The 24,794-nt window shown below is 53.2% G+C and carries 22 protein-coding genes and 1 pseudogene; 7 read left to right on the top strand and 16 right to left on the bottom strand.

Annotated features, from left to right (window positions below; genetic code table 11):
• Position 1: 1 nt before the first annotated feature.
• Positions 2-448 carry a HEAT repeat domain-containing protein gene (locus tag ACZ500_RS08100; protein WP_464232000.1) on the top strand — a complete coding sequence of 149 codons (447 nt, stop codon included), beginning with the start codon at positions 2-4 and terminating at the stop codon, positions 446-448.
• Between the two features lie 170 nt (positions 449-618).
• Here ACZ500_RS08100 and ACZ500_RS08105 read toward each other — a convergent pair whose 3' ends face one another.
• A complete protein-coding gene (locus tag ACZ500_RS08105; protein WP_464232001.1) occupies positions 619-924 on the bottom strand; it encodes a hypothetical protein in 306 nt (101 codons plus the stop codon).
• A 626-nt stretch (positions 925-1,550) separates the two neighbouring features.
• On the opposite strand from ACZ500_RS08105, the gene ACZ500_RS08110 reads away from it, so the two are divergent.
• On the top strand, positions 1,551-1,835 hold the full coding sequence (locus ACZ500_RS08110) for a type II toxin-antitoxin system TacA family antitoxin (protein ID WP_464232002.1): 285 nt from the start codon (positions 1,551-1,553) through the stop codon (positions 1,833-1,835).
• Positions 1,832-1,969: pseudogene (locus ACZ500_RS08115) on the top strand (GNAT family N-acetyltransferase); the annotation flags it as partial. The gene ACZ500_RS08110 and the pseudogene ACZ500_RS08115, both read left to right, overlap by 4 nt.
• A 45-nt stretch (positions 1,970-2,014) precedes the next feature.
• On the opposite strand, the gene ACZ500_RS08120 reads toward ACZ500_RS08115, so the two are convergent.
• Complete coding sequence (locus ACZ500_RS08120; protein WP_464232003.1) at positions 2,015-2,332, bottom strand: hypothetical protein; 318 nt, start codon at positions 2,330-2,332, stop codon at positions 2,015-2,017.
• Between the two features lie 659 nt (positions 2,333-2,991).
• Between ACZ500_RS08120 and ACZ500_RS08125 the strand changes: the two genes are divergently transcribed.
• The 3 genes from ACZ500_RS08125 (at position 2,992) to ACZ500_RS08135 (ending at position 6,987) form a co-directional block, all read left to right on the top strand.
• Complete coding sequence (locus ACZ500_RS08125; RefSeq protein ID WP_464232004.1) at positions 2,992-3,630, top strand: outer membrane protein; 639 nt, start codon at positions 2,992-2,994, stop codon at positions 3,628-3,630.
• A gap of 213 nt (positions 3,631-3,843) precedes the next feature.
• Positions 3,844-6,417: a hypothetical protein gene (locus tag ACZ500_RS08130; RefSeq protein ID WP_464232005.1), complete on the top strand. Its 2,574-nt coding sequence runs from the start codon at positions 3,844-3,846 to the stop codon at positions 6,415-6,417.
• 294 nt (positions 6,418-6,711) lie between these two features.
• Positions 6,712-6,987: a GNAT family N-acetyltransferase gene (locus tag ACZ500_RS08135; RefSeq protein WP_464233021.1), complete on the top strand. Its 276-nt coding sequence runs from the start codon at positions 6,712-6,714 to the stop codon at positions 6,985-6,987.
• A gap of 164 nt (positions 6,988-7,151) precedes the next feature.
• On the opposite strand, the gene ACZ500_RS08140 is transcribed toward ACZ500_RS08135, so the two are convergent.
• The 4 genes from ACZ500_RS08140 to ACZ500_RS08155 form a co-directional block, all read right to left on the bottom strand.
• Positions 7,152-7,352, bottom strand: coding sequence for a hypothetical protein (locus ACZ500_RS08140; RefSeq protein WP_464232006.1), 201 nt, complete (start codon positions 7,350-7,352; stop codon positions 7,152-7,154).
• A 502-nt stretch (positions 7,353-7,854) separates the two neighbouring features.
• Entirely contained in the window at positions 7,855-8,373 is a 519-nt protein-coding gene (locus tag ACZ500_RS08145) for a response regulator (protein WP_464232007.1), read from the bottom strand.
• 38 nt (positions 8,374-8,411) lie between these two features.
• Complete coding sequence (locus tag ACZ500_RS08150; RefSeq protein WP_464232008.1) at positions 8,412-9,620, bottom strand: acyl-CoA dehydrogenase family protein; 1,209 nt, start codon at positions 9,618-9,620, stop codon at positions 8,412-8,414.
• 110 nt (positions 9,621-9,730) lie between these two features.
• Positions 9,731-10,042: a hypothetical protein gene (locus ACZ500_RS08155; protein WP_464232009.1), complete on the bottom strand. Its 312-nt coding sequence runs from the start codon at positions 10,040-10,042 to the stop codon at positions 9,731-9,733.
• A 104-nt stretch (positions 10,043-10,146) separates the two neighbouring features.
• Between ACZ500_RS08155 and ACZ500_RS08160 the strand changes: the two genes are divergently transcribed.
• Positions 10,147-10,311: a hypothetical protein gene (locus ACZ500_RS08160; protein ID WP_464232010.1), complete on the top strand. Its 165-nt coding sequence runs from the start codon at positions 10,147-10,149 to the stop codon at positions 10,309-10,311.
• A gap of 118 nt (positions 10,312-10,429) precedes the next feature.
• On the opposite strand, the gene ACZ500_RS08165 is transcribed toward ACZ500_RS08160, so the two are convergent.
• From ACZ500_RS08165 to ACZ500_RS08210, 10 genes are all read right to left on the bottom strand, one after another.
• On the bottom strand, positions 10,430-10,591 hold the full coding sequence (locus tag ACZ500_RS08165) for a hypothetical protein (RefSeq protein WP_464232011.1): 162 nt from the start codon (positions 10,589-10,591) through the stop codon (positions 10,430-10,432).
• Positions 10,592-10,639: 48 nt separating this feature from the next.
• Entirely contained in the window at positions 10,640-11,965 is a 1,326-nt protein-coding gene (locus tag ACZ500_RS08170; RefSeq protein WP_464232012.1) for a phenylacetate--CoA ligase family protein, read from the bottom strand.
• A gap of 402 nt (positions 11,966-12,367) precedes the next feature.
• On the bottom strand, positions 12,368-13,825 hold the full coding sequence (locus ACZ500_RS08175; RefSeq protein ID WP_464232013.1) for an aldehyde dehydrogenase family protein: 1,458 nt from the start codon (positions 13,823-13,825) through the stop codon (positions 12,368-12,370).
• A gap of 484 nt (positions 13,826-14,309) precedes the next feature.
• Positions 14,310-14,873 carry an ANTAR domain-containing response regulator gene (locus ACZ500_RS08180; RefSeq protein ID WP_464232014.1) on the bottom strand — a complete coding sequence of 188 codons (564 nt, stop codon included), beginning with the start codon at positions 14,871-14,873 and terminating at the stop codon, positions 14,310-14,312.
• Positions 14,874-14,882: 9 nt separating this feature from the next.
• Positions 14,883-17,708 carry an FIST N-terminal domain-containing protein gene (locus ACZ500_RS08185; RefSeq protein ID WP_464232015.1) on the bottom strand — a complete coding sequence of 942 codons (2,826 nt, stop codon included), beginning with the start codon at positions 17,706-17,708 and terminating at the stop codon, positions 14,883-14,885.
• 514 nt (positions 17,709-18,222) lie between these two features.
• A complete protein-coding gene (locus ACZ500_RS08190) occupies positions 18,223-18,537 on the bottom strand; it encodes a hypothetical protein (protein WP_464232016.1) in 315 nt (104 codons plus the stop codon).
• Between the two features lie 94 nt (positions 18,538-18,631).
• Positions 18,632-19,327, bottom strand: coding sequence for a hypothetical protein (locus ACZ500_RS08195; protein WP_464232017.1), 696 nt, complete (start codon positions 19,325-19,327; stop codon positions 18,632-18,634).
• On the bottom strand, positions 19,324-21,414 hold the full coding sequence (gene fusA / locus ACZ500_RS08200; RefSeq protein WP_464232018.1) for an elongation factor G: 2,091 nt from the start codon (positions 21,412-21,414) through the stop codon (positions 19,324-19,326). The genes ACZ500_RS08195 and fusA overlap by 4 nt, the downstream gene beginning before the upstream one ends.
• A 249-nt stretch (positions 21,415-21,663) precedes the next feature.
• The gene (locus ACZ500_RS08205; RefSeq protein ID WP_464232019.1) at positions 21,664-23,448 is read right to left on the bottom strand and encodes an acyl-CoA dehydrogenase family protein; all 1,785 of its coding nucleotides are present in this window, start codon (positions 23,446-23,448) and stop codon (positions 21,664-21,666) included.
• Between the two features lie 145 nt (positions 23,449-23,593).
• Positions 23,594-24,778 carry a thiolase family protein gene (locus ACZ500_RS08210; protein WP_464233022.1) on the bottom strand — a complete coding sequence of 395 codons (1,185 nt, stop codon included), beginning with the start codon at positions 24,776-24,778 and terminating at the stop codon, positions 23,594-23,596.
• Positions 24,779-24,794 lie beyond the last annotated feature (16 nt).

A 24,794-nucleotide genomic window follows, 5' to 3' on the forward strand; every position in this document is an offset into this window, starting at 1 on the left:
CATGGCTGTATTTAAGAGTATTCGGGTTATTCTCATAATATTCATAATTGCAGTAGGATGCTCGGAATCTGCGATGGACGAAAAAGAAGCCAGAAAAGTTCTTCAGAATTTTTACAATGACAGGGAACCCGAGCCAATTAGCGACTACTATCTATTGAAAGCCGGAAAACCCATAGTTCCGTATTTGATTGTTGAAATTCAGAAAAAAGACATGCCAAGACGCCGGTATGCTATCGGTGCTCTAGGGAAGATTGGTGACAAACGCGCCTTGCCTATGCTCATAAATATTCTCGAAGACCGTTCCGAGTTGATATATTTTCGGGCTGATGCACTTGAATCTATTTGGCATATCGACAGAAAGATTGGTGAAGAATATGCCAGGAAGTATCAGCGAGAAGGCAAGGAGATCGACAGAATCATAGAGTTTTTGCGAAAAGGAATGATATAAAAAATAAATTGACGGGAATGTTTCTTTTATTCTACGCTACCTGGCCGCCATTTATCGTTATTAAAAGAGGGTTATCCGGGAATTCTAAAAGCGCTTCTTCAACCAAATTGGAATGATAAATAAAAATCCGTTCATATCATTTTTTCATACTTCATTATCTACTATGCAGATTAATTAACTATTTTCCAATGCCATTGACTTAGTCTATGGACTTGTAAGCCATAGCAGCAATTTTCGTAAACGATCAGGGGATCTGGATCAAACGGCGGGATGACCGATCCAGGCGAGGTCCGGTTCCTGGCCCTGTAAGGTTGCGTGCAGGGCACAACTACGGGGAAGGTTGTTTTTTCCCGCTCATAGCGGGATTCGATCGCGGCCGAGGCCTGATCGATGATCTTCTGCATGGCGCTCAGGCTGACATGGAATCCAAGCACCGAAGCGCAGAAGGTTTGAATCGTCGAGCGGCTGTCTGCCATCGGTGCCCGCCATCTCGGCGATCATGGCCGAAAGCCTAAGACCCTAGCCTTTCCGACGTTCCTTGGCGACGGAGACCTTTTGCATCTTGCCGCAGGCCGGGCACCTGCCTCTGTGCAGCTCGAAGTGGGTAACCTCAAGTTCGACCGCGTTCCCAATACTGGAAGATGGTACCGCGGATAAACGAGAGGTTTTCCTCTCTGATCTGACAGCCGCGAATTTGATACAGGGTCTCTGCCAAGGTGCTGTTCCCTCCTGGGAAAGCACCCTGGCAAAATTTAGCAGCCGACATCAACGAAAAATGCACCCCCTGTGATCGCTTGCTTCTTGGGAAACCACCCCATCCGAAATGAAGCTTTGTAGATAAGAATCATTGTGCCAACGGCATGCCGAAATTCAAGATCAATACAGGAAGGCAGCAAAACAGCGCCAGCCGGCAAAGGAAATCCTTTCACCGTAGGCTCTTCTCGGTAAACAGGGGGATTCATGCCGGATGACCGTTGTTGACCGATTGGGACTTTGTCACTCAAACCGTCCAGCGTGACCGTTTTCCGAATGGCAGTGTACGCACAATGTATTGGCATGCGATTTGGGGGATCTTATGCTATCTCAGAGGAGACTCTCAACTATGCCAAAAACCGCACGACGAAATCGCAGTGCCAACATCAACATTCGGGTAGCCCCTGATCATCGCGATCTTATCGATGAGGCCGCTTCGATCAGCAACAAAACGCGAACGGAGTTCATTCTCGATATCGTCACCAAGGCTGCGAAGGATGCCATTCTCGATCAGGCACTGTTTCAGGTCTCTCACAAACGGTTTCACGAGTTCCAAGCGCTTCTGGATATCCCCACCGGTCCAAACGAGCGTTTGGAGGCGCTCCTGGCGCGCAAACCTCAGTGGGAAAAATGATCCAGGCGCCAGAGCCTCTCGCAGCATATCACGATTTCGTCTCCTTTCGGTCCGGCGAAGCACTGATGGACGATTGGCTCAAACGGAGGGCGTTAGCCAATCAGGCAAGCGGAGCATCCAGGACTTATGTCGTTACGGTGTGTGGCGGAAAAAGGTGGCCCCTGACGCGCGTGATATAGTCACCCGATCGGCTCCTCGGCGGCGCTGCTGCTGCGGCTCAGGTAGTAGGCGCCGTCGTCGTTCATCGCGATCTTGCCCTGGTAGAGGAGGATCTCGACCGCCTTCGGGCGGTAATCGCGCACACCGATGCGGATCAGGTCCTTCCGGGCATAGGGCAGAGGGACCGCCGATTCAGGGGCGACAGCCCCCTTGGACCGGAGATCGCGCAGGACCCGGCTGCAGGTCCGCTGCAGCCGCCAGATCACGATGCGCTGCGTGAGCAGGTACACCCCCACAAGGATGACGAGGGCCAGAACCAGTTCGATGACGGTTTTCATGGTCTCTTTTCCGGGGCCGGACAGGCGCTGCTCGATCCTCCGGCGGCAGGGTGCATACCAGTTCCGCGAAAATCAGCGCGTAATAAGCGGAGACCTTGCCGGGAGCCCTCCTTCAGGGAGATATGCACTACAACTCTGGAATGGGCGCGTATTTCCAGGGCCTTTGCCTTACCGCCAGCCCAAGGTGAACCTCCCCCGCACTCCTGCAGAGCAAAATCCGTCACACAAGACCTCATCCCATCCCGGAAGGCTGCGCCAGGTCTCTCCCTTGTGATCCAGGCAGCTATGATGCCAAGATCCACACTCTGCCTCAATCCCTGGAGTCAGGCCTCCAGGTATTTTGCGAGCCCATTCCATCCCAAATGGAACTTTGTGGATAGGGATCATCGTGCCGACAGCATGCCGAAAGGCAAGATCCATACAGGAAGCTTACGAAACAGCGGCCTGTTTGGGTTAAAAAACGTCTTTGCCTATTGTGTTTTTTTCATTGTTGTTACATTATTCCGCTCGATAAGCTGATTCTCTACAATCGTCAACCTTCAACGAAGAGATCACTCAAGATCATTCTTCTCTCTAGATCCGCAAACCGGGTTTGGTGAATTTCCTGATTTTGCCAAGGGCAAATCGCCGGCAATAACAAAAAACTTCAGGAGAAAATTATGAGCAAAAAGTCCCTGACATGTTGTTTCTTGCTGTCTTTTTTGAGCCTGCCATTCCTGTTCCCAGCCCCGGCTTTCGCTGCGGAACAAAAGCGCTCGGTGCGGCTCTGGGGACAGTTGAGCCCGTTTGTTTCCGGAGAGGCCGGCACCGGCTTGGGAGCACCGGATTACGACGATGCCTTCGGCACTGGTTTAGGCGGCGGAGGTGAATTTTCTTGGCAGTTCTGCCGATGGTTCAGCGGCGTGGCTGGGATCGGGTATGAGGTCTTCGGCGGCGACACCTATCAGGGGATTTCCTTCGACGATCTTGAAATTATACCGCTCTATGCCGGCGGCAAGTTACATCTGATTCCGGACGCCGTCCCCTGGGACTTCTACCTCCGGCTGGATTTCGGCGCCGCCTACCTATCCTCGGTGGAGGTCTCCTACCAGAGCCTCAGCGGGAAATACTGGGACTCCTCCTGGGTATTCCTCTTCAATGCCGGAGCGGGAGCGGAATACCGCTGGGGCCCTTGGGGAGTCTCCCTGGATGTCAAGGCGCGTTATCTCGATTCACCCGATCCGAACCTGCGAAAACCATCGGAAGCCGACGGCTTTTGGACAATGCCCATCACAATCGGTTTGAACTACCATTTTTGACAATCGGGCCAGAACCCTACACAGATCCTGCTTCAGTTCCTATAGCAGGTTGTTGAAAAACACTCGTACCCTGCATTTCGCTCGTTCCTTGTCAATATAGTGTACTCAGATGCCACCCGGAAATGATTTACCAAGGACGACCAAGTTTCCAAGCCGAAAAGGGGGTTGAAAATGCAAGTTGAAAAAAAAATTCAGGTCCATTTCGCTCCATTAATGGTCATTTTCTTCGCTTTTCTGTTTTCGATCGTATCCCCGCTCACAGCAACGGCAGCCTGGGTGGATGATGTAAAAGACGAACTCTACATGCAAAAGTCGCGGACACTCACGGGAAAAGCATTCCTGGAGAATCCCATATCCGGAGCAACGGTCCTTGTTTATGATCGAAATGGTTTTCTGCTCAATTCCTTAGATTCCGTTACCGGTGAAGACGGTTCCTTTTCCATTACGGTCCCGCTGCCTGAATCGTTCAAGCTTGTGATCAAAAAGGGAGAAACAGCCGGGAAGTCATTCGAACACGAACTGATCCGTTCCATATACGCGTTCGACCCTGGAAAGAAATACAAGGTCAATGCTATCACGACCCTCCTCGGAGCTTACCTGGACGACCATCCGGACATTCCCTATATGCAGGCAAAGGACGCCGTCGAGACATTCCTCTCCCTCCCGGAATCGGTCGACTTGGACGAGATCATCCACAGTAGCGAGTGGTACTGCTACTATTTCTCTCACTATATCTTCATGAAGGAAGCGGACCCCGAAACCATAACCTCCTTCATAAACCACCTTCTGGAGGAACTCGAGGCAGGGGAAACCCGTTGCTTCTATGATCCCGAATCCATCGGCTCCTCCTATTTTGAAAATGTCATGGCCGCGTTGTTGAAAGGCGCCATCTCAAAGCTCGGCGGCGAGGGTGCCGGCTGGATTATGGGACTGCTCAATATCGGGGGGGATGACATTGATAACCGCCTTTCGGATTTGAAATCGGAGCTCGATGCGGTCTTGAACGACCTGCAACAAATCATCACCGCCCTGACGAACCTGGCGAAGAGCCTTGCCTTGGACACAAACGAGGTAGAAACCTATATCCAGGGCCAGAGCGCACAGGATGCCGTCACGCTGATCAAGACCCATTACGGCCCGGAGGACGTGGACAGCCGGGGAGATACCAACACCCTTAAATGGTATTCCTGGTGCACCTCCAGTGATTCCAACCCGACAACCAAGGCCCAGATAAAGACCTTCATCGATAACGTCACTGGGGCATGGGACATCGAGTCGCAAGTGCAAAAGATCCATGATGCCATCATTCCCGACATCGGGCATACCGACGGTCTCCTCGACCTCTGGACGAATGCCTTCCTCCTTCAAGGATCGACAGACGCCGATCACCTCGTGAGCTATTACCAGACACTGGAGCAGTATTTCGCGGTGCTCCTCTTTTACCAGTTCAAGGGAGCCAACATCGTGGTGGAAGCCTTGAACTACCAGTCCAGTTCGGGTAAAACTCCGACGGGGACCTCGATCTTCGGAGACGAAATAACTCCGGCTTACAGCTACATGACAGGCACCTTTCAGCCCATGATCCAAGAGGAAACCGACAGGTTCATGGAAAACGTGCTGAAGCTGATCACCAACAACTGCGGGCTCTACTGGGAAAATAATTTCCTTCCCGAAAGCGCGCAGGAGGTTCTGGCCAGGGCCACCTTTTTCGTGACCCAGACCTTGGGTGAGGACCACTACGGATTGAGGCTGGGCGTCTTCGGAACACAGAATCTCATCTACGATATCACGGAGATAGGCGCTGTCCGAGACATCGATCCCAATCACAGTCAATGGGTCGGTACACCGGGGGTGATGGTGGATGTAGAGATGGAAAACAGGCCTTACGATTACTGGGGCACCCTGAAAACCCCCGACCTGGGCACCTTGCGGAAAGGCACGACGTACAGCCTCCTCAAAGGCGATTTGGGTGCCTTCGACCCGGGAGATAACTACACGGTCAAGTATACGACCGGGGATGGATCCTATCCCGTGCTGGGCAACGCCGTCGTGAAGACTTATACGAATGATTATAAAGAATCCTCCAACGGCACGATCTCCTATGGCTATTTCCTGGCGCCATTTCGCATTGGCGGCAAGGACGCGATCATGGATCCATCCGCCTTCAAAAGAAATTACTACAACAACGACCGCAGCGGCCCGGTTAATTGGTGGCACGACGAAAACCTCAACGATGTCGGTCTCTACCTTTACGTGCACGGAAAAAACAAATACAGTAACGAAAGTTCCAGTATCGATATGAAGGTTGAATGGTATCATCCCTTTACGTTTCAAGGAAGCGAGGCGACAACGGCTTACCTCAATATTGCCGGTCAAATAACGGGAAGCGTCTACATCCATCATGAAAACAATTGGAGCAATGAATCTGAAATAGGCTGCTTCGCTGGAATATATGATGAAACACATGGTAAAATCGTTAAGCACATTACCGATAGCTTCAAGGCGTCGGATGTCGATGTCACACAATATTACAACAAAAAACTGAATAATCAGATTTCATTCACGCTGGAACCAGGTACAAAATATCATGTCTACGCAAATATCTATGGCAATGGAAGCAACTCAAGTGGTTCTTACGAGTATATATGCAGGATGAACCGGCTCACCCACTTGTCGCTGACCTTTGTCGACAGAGAGTTCGGAGGGCCGGTATCTGTTCCGGAGCTGTTCTGGATGCCGAAATTAGAACATACGAAAATATGGAACTTCATGCACAAGAAAAGATGAGAAACCCTGCCGACAAGACGTAAAGCCGATGGCCGGGTTGGAGCGAGGGAAGAGCACGGTTTTAGGGGTTTAAGAACGTCTTCGCTCGCTCTTCATTCCATTTTGGCGGTATTCTCGGTTCCTGAAAACCGTAGCAACGGTCGGAGAGGATGATCAAGCGAATCAAACGAGCATAAAATGCCTGCCACTCTCCGACGTTCGAAGGCTTCCTTCGAGCGGTTGGAATAGATCATGAAGAAAGCAACTGCCGGCGCAGTTGCCGCGCACGAGGCTCCTTCCAAACTACGCCGCAATATGCCTGACCCCATCCCCGTGGTAGTATTGGGTCGCCTTGCTGTCGACAAGGATTGGCAAGGCAAAGGACTGGGTCTCGATCTCCTGCGGGACGCCGTGTTTCGCACGCTCCAGACGTCTGAAATCATGGGCATTCGAGCACTGCCAGTCCATGCCTTGCATGAAAAAGCTGCCTGTTTCTATGAGCATGCTGGATTTCGTCCTTCTCCACTGCGTCCCCTGACCTACTTTCTGGCCTTTAGCGACTTCAGGGAAAATCTCGCCCACCCGAGATGAGGACCGGCAGAGATATTCTGCGATCCTTTTTGCTTACCGAGCTTATATCGCTTCACACAAAGGGCGTCCCTCTCAAAAAAGCTTCATTCAGGGTAGAAGCGCAAAAGATTCTTCCTGAGAGGCCATGCTAACAGCTTTTTTCCAAAGAGCGGAGAAATCCGCTCCTACACGGCGGAGCTGCGGATCAGGTAGTAGGCGCCGTCGTCGTTCATCGCGATCTTGCCTTGGTAGAGGAGGATCTCGACCGCCTTCGGGCGGTAGTCGCGCACACCGATACGGATCAGGTCCTTCCGGGCATAGGGCAGAGAGACCGCCGATTCAGGGGCGACAGCCCCCTTGCCAAAGGATCGTTTTTCCCCTTTCACAGACGCACTTCCTGACCGTTCTAAAATGCGTCGACCGCACCGCTCCGAAAACAACGAGGCGGGCGACATCACCTCGGCAGGTATCCTGCCCGTTTCCATCTTCTTTACCGGGTTCTGCTCCTAACTGGTGTCCATCCGGAAATGATTTTCTTATAAAACCCAGTTTCCAATCCGGAAATGAGGATTTTTGGCCAATATCAAGGAAATCAAGCGTTCGCTTGTGCGGCGACCTATAGGTCGCCGCACAAGCGAACGTGCAGATTGACGCCGAGATTGGCAAAAAAGACCATTTCCGGATGGAAACTAACTGGGCCCGACATCATGGGAAGCCCTGTCTTCGAAAAACGGCGGTAGGCTTGGCCTCGCCTCGCCTAAGTTCCGCAAGGCTCCGCGAAACGAGCCCAAGCCCCGACTAACGCTCAACGGGATTGAAATTGGAATTCTTACACCTTAATCTCCGAGACAATGGCCCAGTGTTTAAGGTCCACATCAGTCTTTTGCTTTAAATTTCAATTTCAGAAGCCATCTTCCAGTCTTTCTTAGCGAGTGCCTTCCAAAAATTGGGCTGTCCAGCTCTCCAACCGGGACCGAATCGGTGATCGTAATACTGCCCCACGTGTTCCATCCATGTATTCCAATAATTTTGCTTCTCTTGAACTGCAACCAAAACGTCGTTGAGATACAATGAGATGTCTGTTATCTTTTCTTTGGGGATAAAATAGGCAGCTCCCATTTTATAACTCCTGATAGTGTTTTCAGGAGTCAACGCATGTGCAGTTAGCATAACGGACAATATTCCATTTTTATGCGCTATGTCAAGGAGAGAGAAACCATCCACTCCCATGATATCCAGTACCGCCATATCGAAATGCTGGTTTTCCAATTTTATTTTGGCTTCAATGAAAGATTCCGCCCGTGTCAGCTGACACACACTTAACAATTCTTCAAGGCTATCAAGAACATCCCTCTCATCATCCACAATGAGGAGCTTTTTTCCGTCCAACAAATTTTTCCTACTCATTTTCGACTCCGATTTGTTTATCTTACGCCCACCGCTTATCAGCGAACGTAATAATCATAATAGCCATTTGCTATGCGGTATTTGCATATCTGTTGACCGCCAAGCCAGATTTGAGTGATTTTTGAATCTCTTAAATATTTTTCAAGATGATACTCTGGAGAAAGACCGTTTGAGCCCATAAGCTCAACAGCCTTGTTTGCCACCCATACGCAGCTGTCAGAAGCATAGGAGCGGACAATGCTGGCTTTTGCCACCATATCTTTGGTAAAGGGCGGCCCATAAATCTCTGGATGCTCCATCATATAGGCATAACTGAAAACAGCGCCACGAGTCATTTCCAGCCTAATAGCCATATCTGCTAAAATGCCAGCAACAAGACTCCACTCTCTGACCGGTTTTCCGCCGCTTTCCCGCCCCTTGGTATAGTCCAAAATGATCTCGAAAACGGACCGCATAATTCCCAAAGATATCACGGATGAATGCCATTGGGTACCGGCCATGGTAGCATAGTAAAACTGTGCATCCGCCCCCGGACCCGCCAGCCTGTATTCTTTAGGGACACGCACATTGTCATAGAAAATACTTGCATTGACAGATGTTCTGAATCCCAATTTTTTTTCCGGTTGGCCGAAACTAAGCCCCGGACTGTTTCCAGGCACAAAAATCAGTGCGACTCCCTCTTCACCTTGCTCATAACCCGTACTGCAGACGGTTAAATAAACGCTGGCGATCCCAGCATGGGTAGGCCATGATTTGCTGCCATTGATGACCCATTCGTCACCATCGAGTATCGCCCTAGTCTTGATGCCTCTACCCTGCAACAACGGGTTTTCCGTGTCTGCACCGCCGGTGGAGTCCGTCATGGACAAACAAGCATAATTGATTTTGTCACCACAAAAGGGAGGGATGAATTTATCGAGAATGGCTTTGTTTTGGGCCACCATCGCAGCCTGAAGCACAAATCCGGCGTTGATGCCACAGCTGAGGCTGATGCCTGCATCCCCGCGCGCCAGCTCTTCACAGACAATTCCCAGGGTGGTGGGTGATCCAGGCCCGGTTCCGCCATATTCAGAAGGATATCCAGCCCTTTGAATACCAAGATCCACGAGCTTTTGATGAATGGATTCAACGAGTTTAGGATCGCTTTCTAATTCCAGGCGGACGGGCATGATTTCTTTATCCACGAATTTTCGCAGCATATCCCGAATAGCATTTTGCTCTTCCGTAAATGTATCCTTCCGAAGCATATCAACCTCCGCAGCATGTAAAAAGCCCCTTTTCCCCACCGGAGAAAAGAGGCCCCATTACCTCAAATATCCCTCATTGGACGCTCATTCCTGACCATCTAATCTTGCTTTTATTCGCCAAAAACCTCCTCTCCCATAAGAATATGGAAATCCGCCACCTTCTGCATCCATTCCCCCAGAAACTGTTGGAATGCCTCTGATTGGATATCCTTCATCCAGGCTTCCTGACTGATAGCGTCTACAATTCCCACATACTTATAGGGAATCTCGCCCTTTTTAGAGGCAGTTATTTTTACAAGCGTAAATTTCTTACAAGATGGCAGTCCATTCAGGAAAGGTCCCTTCTTTTCCTTGCAGTATTGTTTGTATTCCTCGTCGGTAACACTGTCTTTCAGGTTATACAAAATAATTTCTTTAGCCATTTTCTCCTCCTTCGTTTGATTTTTGTCCCAAACAGGCTACAGAAAAGCCCCACTACCTTTGTACACCCAAGCCATAAATAATATAGTCTAGTTTCCATCCGGAAATGGTCTTTTTGGCCAATCTCGGCGTCAATCTGCACGTTTGCTTGTGCGGCGACCTACAGGTCGCCTCCGCGCAAACGCTTGATTTCCTTGATATTGGCCAAAAATCCTCATTTCCGGATTGGAAACTGGGTTGTACCGGGAAATCATTTCCGGATGGACACTAGTCTAGAATAATCATTCACAATTTGGCAGTACCAGCTTCGAACAATCAATAACGCCCTTGAATTCGAACCGCAAACAGGATCGGACTTGGAGATTAAGGGCCATTTGGTTCGCGCTCCCTCATTCCTCTTCCGAGAGATCGTTCAAATCCCACACATTGATTTCCAGCATCTTCAACGATGCCAGCATGCGGGCGGTGTTGCGTTTGACGGCCGGAAAGCTATCCGCCATCGTATGGAGACCTTCAACTGATCTCCGCATACCGGCGATCGTCTCGGCCATTTCCCTGAATTGCGCTTCATCCACCATTGCCGACCTTCTCCTTCCGTGTCAATGATCCTTTCGCAGGTCCTTGAACCGTTTGGCCTTAACCTCATAACGGGGCAACTGACCGTAATCGTTGAATTGGAGGTCGTAGCGCAGGTTGGTCTTCAGGCGCAACTGATCGACCAGAGCTGCCTCGACGGCCTTCCGGTTTCCGTGCGCCTCCGGCAGCAACTCCACATTGAGGGTGATCCGGTCCGAATCTCCGACCTTGTCGACGAGGACCTCGTATTCGTCGCCGAGCCCTTCGATACTCCGCACCACTTCCTCGATGGCGGAGGGGGCGAGCAGCACGCCTTTGACCTTGGTGATGTCATCGGCGCGGCCGAGGACCCCGCCCTTGATGAGGCGGAAGGTCCGGCCGCAGCGGCACGGCTCCGAATCCCATTCGATGACATCTTTGGAATCGAAGCGGACGCAGGGCTGGGCCTGTCGATCGAAGGCGGTGATGACCATTTTGCCTCTCCGGCCGGGTTCCTCGATGATCTCCCCCGTCTCGATGTCTTCGATTTCCACCAGGAACATCCCTTCATTCACATGCATCCCGAAGGGTTGCTCTGCGCACTCGAAGGACCAGGCACCGATCTCCGTAGCACCGGCGTGATCGAAGACCTTGGCTCCCCAGGCATCCTGCATGCGTTTTTTGGTGGGAGGAATCCCGGCACCGGGTTCTCCGGCGCAGGTGATTCTGCGGATCGTCAGCGCAGCGGGGTCGATCCCCATCTTGCGGGCGGTCTCCGCCATGCCGAGGACATAGGTGGGCGTGGCCATCATCGCGGTGGCCCGCAGTTCTTGGATCTTGAGGATGCGTGCCTTTGTATCGAGGATGCCACCCGGAACGACCTCGCAGCCGACCTTTTCGGCGGCGTAATGCGCCGTCCAGAACGCAACGAAAATATTGTACCCGAAAGGCAGGAAGACCCGATCCGACGGGCGGTACCCCTGGGCCCAGAGGATGCAAGCCCAGCACTCGGCCCCCCACTCCCAATCCTGCCAGGTATCCGGCTGATAAACCGGCTGACCGGTCGTGCCGCTCGTCTGGCGGAACTCGGTCACCTCCTCCAGCGGTACACAAAGGGCGTCCCCATAGGGAAACGGATCTTTCCTCTGGATGTCGCGCATCATGGATTTTTCCACCTTTGGCACTGCGCGGATATCTTCGAAGGATCGGATATCACCAGAGCGAACGCCCGCTTGGTCATAGAGCGCGCGATGAAACCGGGAATGCTCGTACGTCCAATCGAAGATCCGCCTGAACTTTTTCAATTGAAGCGCCCTGAGTTTTTCCCTTGAAAGAGTTTCGAGCGTTGGATTCCAGTATTTACTGCCCATTGACTCAATTACCTTTCGCAAATTACTTCTACTGAAACTGATGATTTTATCTTCAATCCTTTTAAATTTACAAATTTAATGCCAATAATTATATTTTCAGATATCTATATTGATTTAGATATAATCAATCAAAATTATCAATTTTGTTATCTTTAAGATAAATATTCATTTCAATAAAAAATTTTGTTGGAGCGTTTCAATGAGACCATAGACATAGAACATTTTAATGCTAAACATTCAGACTAAATCAATATGATTTGCCGCTAAGCCAGCTTTGGATTTTTTTTATCAAATTAATTTTCTTCTTTATTTACTAAACAAGACAGATTTGTTTTGGCAATAGGATCGTCATTTGCCGATACTTAACAGCTTCTGCCTTTTTTAGGTCCAGTCTGTATAGTTTCAAAAAGGATATTGCCTTGGCGTGCGCTGCATGCTGATCCAGCGCAGTTCGGTGAATTCCTCCAGCGCGGCCTTTCCACCAAAGCGGCCCCAGCCGCTGTCCTTCACGCCGCCAAAGGGCACCTGCGGTTCGTCGTGAACGGTTTGATCATTGATATGAACGATGCCTGATTCGATACGTTCAGCCATGGACAGGCCTTTCTGAAGATCCCGAGTGAAAACTGCTGCCGAAAGGCCGTAGCGTGTATCGTTGGCAACAGCCACAGCTTCCTCCTCATCCTTTACCTCGAAAATCGAGACCACTGGGCCGAAGGTTTCTTCACTCGCAAAAGATGAGCCGCGTTTGACGTTGGCGAGGACCGTCGGATAGTAGCAGAGTCCTTCGGATTTTCCACCGCAGAGGATTTTGGCTCCTTCGCGAACGGCTGCTTCAACGCTTTTTTTGACCTCTTCGAGTTGAATCCGGTTGATGAGAGGACCAATGAGAGTATCGGGTTCTTTCGGGTCTCCAACCTTGAAAGTAGAAACCTTTTGCACGAATTTTTCAGTGAATTCCTTCGAGACCGCTTCTGCTACAACGATTCTCCGAGTAGACATACAAATTTGTCCTTGGTGCAAAAAACCGCCGAAAGCTGCAGCATTGACCGCGTTGTCTATATCGGCATCAGCAAGGATAATCAAAGGGTTTTGGCCCCCCAATTCCAAAGCTACGCGCTTAAGATGCCTGCCTGCTTTTTCGGCCAAATTACGGCCGACGGCAGTCGAGCCTGTCAGATTGATGCGGCGCACTGCAGGGTTCTCAATAAATTCATCCCCAATCTCGGAACTCCTTCCCGGCCCGTTTGTAACGAGATTCAAGACTCCCTTGGGAAACCCGGCTTCGTGAAAAACCTCTGCGATCACAATGCCGCCCGCTACAGCCGATTCCGTAGAGGGCTTTAAAACCGCAGTATTTCCGTAAGCAATAGGCAGACATATGGAACGGAGCGAAAGAATCAAAGGTGCGTTCCACGGCGCAATCCCTGCGACGACCCCTACAGGCTGTCGAATAGCCATATGAAAGGCCCCAGGCAGGTCGGCGGGGATAATTTCCCCCGAGACCTGATGCACCTGTGCGGCGGCTTCGCGCAAAAGGCCAGGTGTAAACATTGTCTGAAACATGGCGAAGCCGAAGGTGCATCCTGTCTCATCGGCCAAAACAGAAACAATCTCGTTTTGTTTTTTTTCAAGGATTTCCGCCGCCTTCAAGAAAAGCGCCTGACGTTCACCCGGGAGCATACCGGACCATTGCGGAAGTGCATGGGATGCGGCTTCCACGGCACGTCGAGCATCAGCCCGTTTTCCGGATACTACCCGCCCAAAGACTTCCCCAGTAAAAGGGTTGAGATCCTCGTAAAACTCTCCGTCAAGTGAATTGACCCACTCTCCGGCGATATACATTCTGAACTCCTTTTCCACTTGAATCCTCCTTTTTATGTTCTTTATCGATAGCTTAGGAACCGGATTTCACGCGCATTCAACCTTATCCGAACCCTGGTCCGAACAAGGAAGCCAAACCGCAAAAAAAAACCCCTTCCATCCACACAAGGGATAGAAGAGGCGCCATCACCTCCGGAACCCGTCGTCAGGTTCCGCTCCACAAATTGCTTTTACGATTGCAAAGAAAATAAGCTCTTGTCAAGAAAAAAAATTAGACCTCCGTCATGAGGTGCCTCTCTCTTTGATATACACCCATCATAATGAAACCCCTTCGCGGTTTGATCCCTAAATGGGGATTTTTTCTTCACACGTTTGGCGTGCGCAACTTCATCGCTTCGCGGTGGATCCCAGTTTGACATAATCAATACAATCAATAGTTTATGCGGAAGCGACTTAGTGGTCGCCGCACAAGAAGATGTTCGGAAAGTGTTTTCAACATCACCTATGGATAAATATATGACGTCTATTCGTACATGAGGATGATGGCTTGGGCAACATCTTTAAGGGGCTTATTCCGTTTCATGCTTATTTCCTGCATACGGCGATAGGCCGAATTCTCACTGAGCTTTTCCTTTTGCATGAGCAGACCCTTGGCCCGTTCCACAACCTTTCTGTTTTCCAACTGTTCCTTTAGTGCAGCTACGCGATCCGCCAAAACCGATTTTTCGGTAAATAGGCTAACCGCTAGTTCAACGGCAGACGAGACGTCACCGACGCGGAATGGTTTAGTGATATACGCCATTACCCCCGCGTCTTTTGCTTTTTGAATCAGATGACGCTCGGAAAATGCGGTTAAGATCACCACGGGATAATCTTCCGAAATTTCTCGTGCCGCCTGGAGGCCATCCATTTCAGGCATCTTGATGTCTAAAATTACGACATCCGGCTGTTTCAGGTGAACCAGGCGCAGGGCTTCCAACCCGTTTCTGGCTTCCCCTACGACACAATAGCCTAAACCTGTAAGAACTTCTTTGAGGTCGCAACGAAGCAAAGGTTCGTCGTCTGCGATGAGAATACGCAAAGTCAAAGGGACCTCCTAGCTCTTATGATGATACCCGTATGGTAAAGGAAAATTTAACTCTACTGCCGCATTCCCTTCAGAACGGATATGAAAGGAGCCTTTCAGCTCCTCTGTCGCGAGAGTTCGAACTATTATCAAGCCGAGGTTGACATCCTTTTCGAAATCGAATCCTGATGGGAATCCAGGGCCACTGTCCTGGACAGTGATCTTCACCCAGCCCTGAAACTGTCTGATTCTGATCGAAATCCGGCCATTCTCTATTCCCTTGAACCCATGCTGAATTGCATTCTGCACCACTTCGTTGACAATCAGTGAGACCGAAGTGGCTTCACGCGAAGGAATCAAGATCGGATGTTCGGACGCGTCGAGCGTAATCCAAGGTCTTCCCATCCCTCCTGTCTCGGCCGCCCTGCTGATATTACCAACCAGTTTCCCCAAATCTACAAGCCCCATTTGGCCTTCGGAAAGTGTTTCGTGCACTAAGGCGATACTCATAATTCGGGAGATGCTGTCGGAAAGTGCTTGCTCCGGGGTAATCCGGTCGAGCCTCCGCATTTGCATCCTGAGAAGAGCAGCGATGTTCTGAAGATTGTTTTTCACTCGATGATTGACTTCCTGGTAAAAAAGAGAATGTTTGTTTAGCGCCCTGTTTTCGATAAACATAGCCACCTGGGAGCAAATGCTCGCAAGAAACCCAGGCCCATTTGAGGGGCTTTCCGGAAAAAATAGAAATGGTTCATCGACATTGAAGTACAGATTCAGCACACCGCGAATTTCATCCCTGTAAATGACAGGGACTGTAACAAAATTGAAAGAGAAAGGCTCGTTCAAATCGATAGGACAAGGAACATAGGATTTTCGGGAAAAGAAAAAAGATTTACAATGCTCAACTTGCCATTTTACCACCTTTTCATCGTTCTCCGTCTCAATGAGTCCAGGATGAAAATCAGGAGCCGCATCGAGCGCTTCCTTGACCCAGAAATGGTGAGCCAAGTCTACCAACCAAAGTGTTGCAAATGTCGCCCCTAATATGCGGCACACATGTCTGACGATATTCTGGGATTGGACATTAGGATTGATACGCTTCGCAAATTCTGATCCCAGCTGATTGAGAATCTCGACCTGTTTCATTTTCAGGGAAAGGCTTCGGTCCAGTCTAATCCTGTAAAGCCCGCTGGCAACCAGATTTCCTACAATTTCAGCTAAGACCCGCTCTTCTTCCTCGGGCGCTTCTTCTCCATTCTTGGGTTTAAGGACCAAGACTCCAAAATGCTTGCCATGGCTAAACAAATTTACAGAAATGCAATGCGGATCGCTATCGAGCATTACCCCATCCTTAAAGTCATGCCCAAATCGAGAAACTTCGTCAACCGTAGTGGCCGTCTTGTATCCTCCGTCATAAAAGGATCCGTTTGCCCAGGGAAAAAGCACAGGAAGTTCTTTCGTGATGGCCGAAATGAGATCGACCTCATTGGCCGTAGCTTGAATGATCTGGTTGATCCTGCTGATAGATTTGATCTGACTGATCTTTTTTTCAACTTGCGATGTGAATTCCTGGTAGACCTTTTTACTATGGTGCATGAGCGATGCAACGGGATTGAGTTCATCGGAAAAAACCAAAATGGATACTGACTGGTTATTGTAGACCGGAAGGCCATCATCGAAGATACCCATCTCACCGTACGTATAAAATCCACAGACAGGCACGTTTGTCCGTTTCCGAACCAGGTCGATTTCTTCTTGTTCCTCCTGTTGCGTAAGTCTAAGGGCACATGAAAGCATAACGACTACCGACGGTCGAGTGAGGCCGCCGTAGCGGACAGCTTTGTCGTAGGCGGATACGCCCGCCTTTACAATTTCATGTCTATCAGCCTTCATAAGCGTCATGACACGATCATTACCAATAAGATGGGGGAATTGAATCGATCCGTCGGAGAGAATGTGCTCCGGAACAAGGAGAAGTGAATTTCCATAGACGTCAATAGAACCCAAGGGAAACTCGTTTAGGGGGGAGGGCGGTGCGGGAAGATTGGCCTTGATCTGACTCGCAGTGATACCGAGCATTTCCGCATACACATCTGATGCTGGACGGCCATCGAACTCGTGAACCAGATGCCCGGAGGCCTTTGTGACGAGGGCCCTTTTGGTCGTCGGTGAAAAACCGTGGGACATACCGAGTCCAAAAAGCACGTCGGTTTCGAGAAACGCAACTGCCACGGCATCGTTTGAGATATGATCGTTTACAAGCTGATAACTGCGGGCATATTTGAAGTAATCCGCCGAACTCCCGCCAAAAATGGGAATCCTGTTCGAAGATCTTTTCCTGAGGTAACTGTGGATATCGTGGGTAAAGGAATAACCCTTTTTTGTCACTCCTGGCGAGAAGACAATCAGAAGTACGGGTGACATTCCGGCCATGCTTGGGGCATGTACTTTCAGCATTTGATTTATAGCAGATTTTGGAGTAAAATACTCATAAACACCTGCATTTACAAGTGCATTCGTGATAGCCTTTTCACAATCGCTGGATACGCCTTCTCCTATTCCCAATTTTACGTCTATGTGATGAGAACAAAAAAGAATAACGACAACACTGTTTTTTTTATATCCGTTATTTATTTCACCTGCTGTACTTGTTCCTATGAGCGGTAATCCTTTCAATACCTCGAGCAGGCCTCGATTGACCTCAAAAACATCCAGTTCAGGTGAAATAAATGTTATAGCGAAACGCGGAGGAAGCTTCCTGACTTGCAGCAAGGCTTCTTCGGCAGCCTTCTTACCAATCCTAAAAGGTGTCTCAGAATGAGCGGCTCCTATTAATGCCTCAAAATAGTTGGCCATATCTCTTACTCGCAGGATGAAAAGGCTGGAAAGCGAATAGGTTCGTGAACCACAGAAAGAGCGCAGGCTGCCAAATCACTATTAAATTGTATGGCGGTGAGGCGGCGAAGTATTGAAAAATTATTCTTAAACGGGAACTGACGAGCAGCGTGCCTGAATTTTCGGCGCTTTGGCAGTTGACCTGTCCTATCCACCGGACATGTCATGCCCAGTTCGCCTTCGGCAGCCCAATGCTCCAGAAAAGGGCCATCCCAGCCCCCACACGCTCCGGACTACATATCGCCGTCGGTGGAACTGCTCGATACGTTTTAAACTGGCAATCGCTAAGCCGAAAAGGCATCCTTACTGGATAGGGTGCCTCCAGAGCCAAAAGGCATCGAAAATGAAAAGCAGTCTTCCTGCGAAATCTCTAGTCCATCTTCTTGAACGGTTACTCTGATTTCATCCAGTTTCACGGCAACACAGCCATTCTATGTGTGGCGGAAAAAGGTGGCCCCTGACGCGCGTGATATAGTCACCCGATCGGCTCCTCGGCGGTCATGCTGCGGCTCAGGTAGTAGGCGCCGTCGTCGTTCATCGCGATCTTGCCTTGGTAGAGGAGGATCTCGACCGCCTTCGGGCGGTAGTCGCGCACACCGATACGGATCAGGTCCTTCCGGGCGTAGGGCAGAGGGACCGCCGATTCAGGGGCGACAGCCCCCTTGGCCCGGAGGTCGCGCAGGACCCGGTTGCAGGTCCGCTGCAGCCGCCAGATCACGATGCGCTGCGTGAGCAGGTACACCCCCACAAGGATCACGAGGGCCACAACCAGTTCGATGACAGTTTTCATGGTCTCTTTTCCGGGGCCGGACAGGCGCTGCTCGATCCTCCGGCGGCAGGGCCTCCGGGGCGCCCACCCGCCCTCAGGCTATACGCCTCCTGCTTCAGGAAAGCACGAGATAGGTGTTCGGATCGAGGCGCCACGCGAGTTCGGGGACCGCAGGTGCGGCGTGATCCTTCAGAAACCCGAGGTAGATGCCGGACGGTTCGGGGCGCAGATGCAGGATGACGCTAAAATAATCGTCCAGCGCATCCAGGGGCTGCGGAACCCCTCGGGCATTCGTCTCCTGCAGGTGCCTGTGCGAAAGGACGGAAAACCAGATCTCCACCCCCCACTCCGCGGCAAAGGCCGTGAAGGCCTCCAGATCCTCCCGCTTCACGTGCTCGAAATCGAGGCCGTCGACCATGAGCAGATCCGCGCTGAAATCGAGATGATCCCTCAGATTGACGAGATTGGCCCGCAGCCTCGCCACATCGAAGCTCTGGTTCAGGTAGGCCAAAATCATCCGGTTTTTCTCCATGACGGTTTGCAGACGCTTCTGTTCGTCCGCCGGGAGATCGCGGACCAGCTCCGCAAGGATCAGTCCATAATAGGCGGAGACCTTGTCGGGGCCTTCCTTGAGGGAGACATGCACCACCCGCTCCCCATCGAGGAGACGCCTCAATCCGATATGAATGAGGCAGGCCGTCTTACCCACGCCCGCACGAGCCACCACCGCCCCGAGGTTTCCCCTGCCGAGGCCCCCTTGTGAAGAGGCCGACAGTATCTCCGCAGGACTCGATGCAATCCTGTCTTTCATGCCACCTTATCCCCCTTTGTTTTCTCCCTGAGGCGCTTTTTCAGTTCCTCCGCAAGGGCCTCCGGCAGTTTCGCGTAGCGTGAGAACTCCATGGTGAACTCCCCCTTGCCCTGCGTCAAAGAACGAAGCACGGTCGCGTAGCCGAACATCTCGGCCAGAGGCACCTCGGCCTCGACCCCCGTAAAAACCCCGTCTTCCGTAGACCCCATGATGAGTCCACGCCGCTGGTTCAGAGAAGCCATGACGCCCCCCTGGTACTCCGAAGGGCATTCCACGGTCACCTTCATGACCGGTTCGAGAATGACCGGCCGCGCCTTCATGTAGGCCTGTTTGAATGCGCCGATCGCCGCCTGGCTGAAGGCCATCTCCGACGAATCGACGCTGTGCGCCTGCCCGTCGTTCACTCCGACCGTCATGCCGAGGACCGGAAATCCGATCAGCAGCCCCTTCTTGAGGCAAGACTGGAACCCCTTGTTCACCGCGGGGATGAATTCGGTTGGGATCGCCCCTCCCTTGACCTCGTTGACGAAGGTGTACTCCCCTTCCTCGGACGGGGCCAGGTAGCCGGCGACACGGCCGTACTGACCGGCGCCTCCGGTCTGCTTCTTGTGGGTGTAGTCGAATGCGACCCTTTCCGTCACCGCCTCCCGGTAGGCGACCTGCGGCATGCCGGCCGTCACCGCGGCGCTGAACTCGCGCCTCATCCGCTCGAGGTAAACGTCCAGGTGCAACTCCCCCATGCCGGAGATGATCGTCTCGCCCGATTCCGGGTCGACGTGCGACCGGAAGGTCGGATCCTCCTTCATGAAGCGGTTCAGGGCCTTGGACATGTTCACCTGGCTCTTGTTGTCCTGCGGCGTCAGGGCCAATGAGATGACGGGTTCGGGAACGAACATCGACGACATGCTGCAGTTCACGCGCCCGTCGGTGAAGGTGTCGCCCGAAAAGCAGTCGATGCCGAACAGGGCGACGATATCGCCGGCCTCGGCCCGGCTGATATCCTCCATCTCGTCGGCGTGCATCCGTACGAGCCGCCCGACCTTGATCTTCTTCCGGGTGCGCGAGATCACGAGATCGTCCCCCTTCCCGAGCGACCCCTGATAGATCCGCATATAGGTCAACTGGCCGTACGGTGTCACCTCGAGTTTGAATGCCAGCGCGACGAGCGGCGCCTCCGGATCGGACCGCAGCGGCACCATCTGCTCCCCGGCATCGAGGTCGAGGGCCTCGTTCCGAACATCCGCAGGGCTCGGCAGATACCGGCTCACGCCGTCCAGCAGGGCCTGCACACCGATATTCTTGTAGGCCGATCCGACGAAGACCGGGGTCAGTTGCCGGGAGAGCGTCCCTCGGCGCAGGGCATCTATGATGAGTTCTTCGGTGACCTGGTCCTCGAAGATGGCCTCCATCAGGGCATCTGAGAACATGGACGCCGCGTCCAGGAGTTCTTCGCGCTTCTTCGCCGCCTGTTCGGCCAGGTCCGGAGGGATGGCGTCCATCCGGATCTCCTCCCCCTTCGGGCCCTCGAAGTATACCGCCCGCATGGCCACCAGGTCCACGACCCCGCAGAAGTCCCCTTCGGCGCCGATCGGCAGCTGGACGAGGACGGCATTGTGATTGAGGCGCGTCCGCAGTTGGTCTACGACACGCAGCGGATTGGCCCCCGAGCGGTCGCACTTGTTGATGAAGGCGATCCTCGGGACCTGGTAGCGGTTCATCTGCCGGTCCACCGTCAGCGACTGGGACTGCACCCCGCCCACCGCGCACAGGATCAGGACCGCACCGTCCAGGACGCGCAGCGCCCGCTCGACCTCGATCGTGAAATCGACGTGCCCCGGCGTGTCGATGATGTTGACGTGATAGCCCTTCCACTCGCAGTAAGTCGCGGCCGAGGCGATGGTGATGCCGCGCTCCCGTTCGAGCTCCATCGAGTCCATTTTGGCCCCCACGCCGTCCTTCCCGCGGACCTCATGGATGGCATGAATCCGATGGGTGTAGAAGAGGATCCTCTCCGTGAGCGTCGTCTTGCCCGAATCGATGTGGGCGCTGATGCCCAAGTTCCGCAATCTTTCAATTCTCTCTGACATTCATTTTCCTCTGGATCACTTGGAATACCGCCGGGACCACCCGGAATTTTCTCCGGCTCGCCCGGAAAAGGCTCCTTCTGGTTGATCGAAACTCGAATCGGTCTGAAAAGCAGCCCGCTGCAGCGAATCCGCCGCCGCAGCGTCCACGCCACGGGCGGAAAAATCAAAAAGAGGGCCCAAGCCCTCTTTTTGATACATCACTTTAGCAGAAAACGCTAAGAGATTTCCAACATAAAAAATCCGAAAGGATTAGAAGGGGTACGCCTCCATCTCGATGATGCGGTCGGCGATCGACCGTTTGAGGCTCACCGCGTCGATCGGCTGGTAGCGCGCAAGCTTCTTGATCCCGGCCAACTGGGTCCGCAGCATGTCGCCGCCCTCCGTGTAGGCGATGACCTGTTTGGCCCAGCTTTCGATCTTCGGAATCATTTCGTCGATATAGACCTTGACGGCCTCGATCTGATAGCGGGCCTTGCCCTCGCCCTCTTTGCCGATGATCTTGAGCGCCCGCAGAAGCCCGCTCTCCATGGCGAAGATCTCGATGACGATATCCGCGATCTTGGCAAGGATCTCCTGCTCCTTCGCGAGGTTCGCCCCGAACTTCTGCGCCGCCACGCCGGCCACCATGAGCGCGATCTTCTTGGCCATCCCGACCATGTGCTCCTGCTGGGCCAGCGGCGTATCCGGCAGCTGCACCGAAAGCGGCGAGTAGCCCATGAGGAACCCGGCGATCGCCTGGGCGGCGGGAAGAAGCGCAAGCCGGCCCTGCATGGCCCGGCGCATCATCGTTCCGGGCACCAGCATCCGGTTGATCTCGTTCGTGCCCTCCCAGATCTTGTTGATGCGCGAATCCCGATAGTAGCGCTCAGCCGGATACTCGGAGCAGAACCCGTACCCGCCGAGGATCTGGACATACTCGTCAACGCAGTAATCCAGGCATTCGGACCCGTAGACCTTGGTGATCGAACACTCGGCCGCGTACTCCTCGATCGCCTTGGCGTTTTCAGCCCCGAGCTTCTTCGCCTCGGCATCCAGGGTCCCCAGCTTGTCGTCGAACATGCCCGCCATGCGATACATCATGCTCTCGCTCATGAAGGTCCTGACCGCCATCTCCGCGAGTTTGCTCTTGATCATCCCGAACGAGCTGATCGGGACCTTGAACTGCACCCGCCCGTTGGCGTACTTGACCGCCTGGGTGACGCAGGCCTTGCAGCCGCCGACCGTCATGGCCCCGAGCTTCCAGCGCCCGAGGTTCAGGATGTTGAAGGCGATCTTGTGGCCCTTGCCGACCTCGTAGAGGACGTTTTCGACCGGCACCTGGGCATCCTCCAGGATGACCGGCCGGGTCGAAGAGCCGTGCACGCCCATCTTCTTCTCTTCCTTCCCGGTCGAAAACCCCGGGAAATCCTTCTCGACGATGAACCCCGTGAACTTCTCGCCATCCACCTTGGCGTACACTACGAAGCTCGAGGCCCAGCCGGCGTTGGTGATAAACATCTTCTCGCCGTTCATCACGTAAAACTTTCCGTCTTCGGAGAGAACGGCCTTGGTGCGCGCGTTGAGGGCGTCGGATCCCGCCCCCGGCTCGGTCAGGCAGTAGGCGGCGCACCACTCCCCGGAAGAGAGGAGCGGAAGGTACTTCTCCTTCTGCGCTTCACTGCCGAAGTAGACGATCGGCAGCGTCCCGATCCCGGTGTGCGCCCCGTAGACGACCGAGAAGGACCCGGCGGTCCCCATGACTTCGCCAACGACGGTCGTGCTGACCTTGTCGAGCCCGAGCCCTCCGTAGGACTCCGGAACGTCTGTCCCGAGCAGCCCCAGTTCCCCGGCCTGCTTGAGAAGTTTCAGGACCAGGTCGTGGTTCTTCTCCTCGAGCGCGTCGATATAGGGGTGGACCTCCTTCGTCACAAAGTCCTTGGCCGTTTCGTAGATCATCTTGTGTTCTTCACTGAAGTCTTCCGGCGTAAAGACATCCTCCGGCGCCACATCCGTGACGAGAAACTCCCCGCCTGCAAAAACCCTTTTCTCCGCCATTTCAGTCACTCCTTTTCTTGTCGTTGATTCGACCGTGATCGCCCCGCCGCCGCCAAAAGCCCCTCCCGGGCTTCCATCGATCAGCCTGTAAACGGTTCTTGAAATCTGTCATCGCCCGTATCAGGTGCCTCTTCGAGCCGCCTCCTCAGTAGTCTTCGACCTCGAAGATGGCCGCAGCGCCCATGCCGAAACCGATGCACATGGAGACCAGGCCGAAGCGCGCCTTGCGCTCCTGCATCTCGTAGACGAGCTGGGTCGTGAGCTTCGCCCCGGTGCAGCCCAGGGGGTGCCCAAGGGCGATGGCGCCGCCGTTTACGTTCGTGATCTCTTTGTTGATACCAAGGGTATCGATGCAGTAGATGGCCTGGGCGGCGAAAGCCTCGTTCAGTTCGATCAGGTCCATCTGATCGATGCTCATCCCGGCAAGCTTCAGGACCTTCGGGATGGCGACGGCCGGACCCACGCCCATATACTCCGGTTCACAGCCTTCGACGGCGTGCCAGCGGAAGGTGGCCATGGGCTTCAGGCCCAGCTCTTTGGCCTTCTCCTTGCTCATCAGGAGCACGACGGCGGCGGCATCCGATGTCTGAGAGGAGTTGCCGGCGGTAACGCTTCCGTTGGGTTTGAAGGCGGGCTTCAGGCTGGCGATGCTTTCCTTGGTCGTCCCCGGCCGCATGCCTTCGTCCGTGTCGAAGATGAACTCCTCATACCCGAACCGCCCATTGGGCAGGCGCACCTGCTTCTTGATCTTCAGGGGCACGATCTGGCTCTTGAACCGCCCGGCCACGATGGCCGCCTCGGCCTTCTGCTGGCTGAGGGCGCCGAACGTATCCTGTTCATCCCGGCCGATCCCGTATCGTTCGGCCACGTTCTCGGCCGTCAGGCCCATACCGGTGAAGGCCCCCGGCCGCATCTCGACCAGGGCCGGGTTGGGGTACATCATGCTGCCCCCCATCGGGATCTGGCTCATGCTCTCGACGCCGCCGGCCACGATCACATCGGAAAACCCGCACATGATCTTCTCCGCGCCGATGGCGATGGCCTGCAGCCCCGACGAGCAGAACCGGTTGACGGTCATCCCGGGGATGCGGTCCGGCCAGCCCATGGACATGACCAGCACGCGCCCGAGGTTGAGCCCTTGCGTGGCCTCCGGAAAGGTGCAGCCGATCACCACGTCGTCGATCAGATTCGGGTCGAGGCCGCCGGCCCGTTTCAACAGATCCCCCAGCACGGCGCACCCCATATACTCAGGCCGGGTGTCCTTCAGGATCCCCCGGGGAGCTTTTCCAACCGCAGTCCTGCAGGCGGCTACTATCACAGCTTCTTTCATCATCATATTGCATCCT

The sequence above is a fragment of the Desulfatiglans parachlorophenolica genome (assembly GCF_055394735.1).

Coding starts and splice junctions, on each gene's coding strand:
- ACZ500_RS08135 (WP_464233021.1), top strand. CDS start 6,712: ATGCCTGACCCCATCCCCGTGGTAGTATTGGGTCGCCTTGCTGTCGAC.
- ACZ500_RS08205 (WP_464232019.1), bottom strand. CDS start 23,448: ATGGCGGAGAAAAGGGTTTTTGCAGGCGGGGAGTTTCTCGTCACGGAT.
- ACZ500_RS08190 (WP_464232016.1), bottom strand. CDS start 18,537: ATGAAAACTGTCATCGAACTGGTTGTGGCCCTCGTGATCCTTGTGGGG.
- ACZ500_RS08165 (WP_464232011.1), bottom strand. CDS start 10,591: ATGGCCGAGACGATCGCCGGTATGCGGAGATCAGTTGAAGGTCTCCAT.
- ACZ500_RS08120 (WP_464232003.1), bottom strand. CDS start 2,332: ATGAAAACCGTCATCGAACTGGTTCTGGCCCTCGTCATCCTTGTGGGG.
- ACZ500_RS08100 (WP_464232000.1), top strand. CDS start 2: ATGGCTGTATTTAAGAGTATTCGGGTTATTCTCATAATATTCATAATT.
- ACZ500_RS08160 (WP_464232010.1), top strand. CDS start 10,147: ATGGTCTTTTTGGCCAATCTCGGCGTCAATCTGCACGTTTGCTTGTGC.
- ACZ500_RS08195 (WP_464232017.1), bottom strand. CDS start 19,327: ATGAAAGACAGGATTGCATCGAGTCCTGCGGAGATACTGTCGGCCTCT.
- ACZ500_RS08185 (WP_464232015.1), bottom strand. CDS start 17,708: ATGGCCAACTATTTTGAGGCATTAATAGGAGCCGCTCATTCTGAGACA.
- ACZ500_RS08130 (WP_464232005.1), top strand. CDS start 3,844: ATGGTCATTTTCTTCGCTTTTCTGTTTTCGATCGTATCCCCGCTCACA.
- ACZ500_RS08105 (WP_464232001.1), bottom strand. CDS start 924: ATGGCAGACAGCCGCTCGACGATTCAAACCTTCTGCGCTTCGGTGCTT.
- ACZ500_RS08155 (WP_464232009.1), bottom strand. CDS start 10,042: ATGGCTAAAGAAATTATTTTGTATAACCTGAAAGACAGTGTTACCGAC.
- fusA (WP_464232018.1), bottom strand. CDS start 21,414: ATGTCAGAGAGAATTGAAAGATTGCGGAACTTGGGCATCAGCGCCCAC.
- ACZ500_RS08150 (WP_464232008.1), bottom strand. CDS start 9,620: ATGCTTCGGAAGGATACATTTACGGAAGAGCAAAATGCTATTCGGGAT.
- ACZ500_RS08125 (WP_464232004.1), top strand. CDS start 2,992: ATGAGCAAAAAGTCCCTGACATGTTGTTTCTTGCTGTCTTTTTTGAGC.
- ACZ500_RS08145 (WP_464232007.1), bottom strand. CDS start 8,373: ATGAGTAGGAAAAATTTGTTGGACGGAAAAAAGCTCCTCATTGTGGAT.
- ACZ500_RS08110 (WP_464232002.1), top strand. CDS start 1,551: ATGCCAAAAACCGCACGACGAAATCGCAGTGCCAACATCAACATTCGG.
- ACZ500_RS08170 (WP_464232012.1), bottom strand. CDS start 11,965: ATGGGCAGTAAATACTGGAATCCAACGCTCGAAACTCTTTCAAGGGAA.
- ACZ500_RS08210 (WP_464233022.1), bottom strand. CDS start 24,778: ATGAAAGAAGCTGTGATAGTAGCCGCCTGCAGGACTGCGGTTGGAAAA.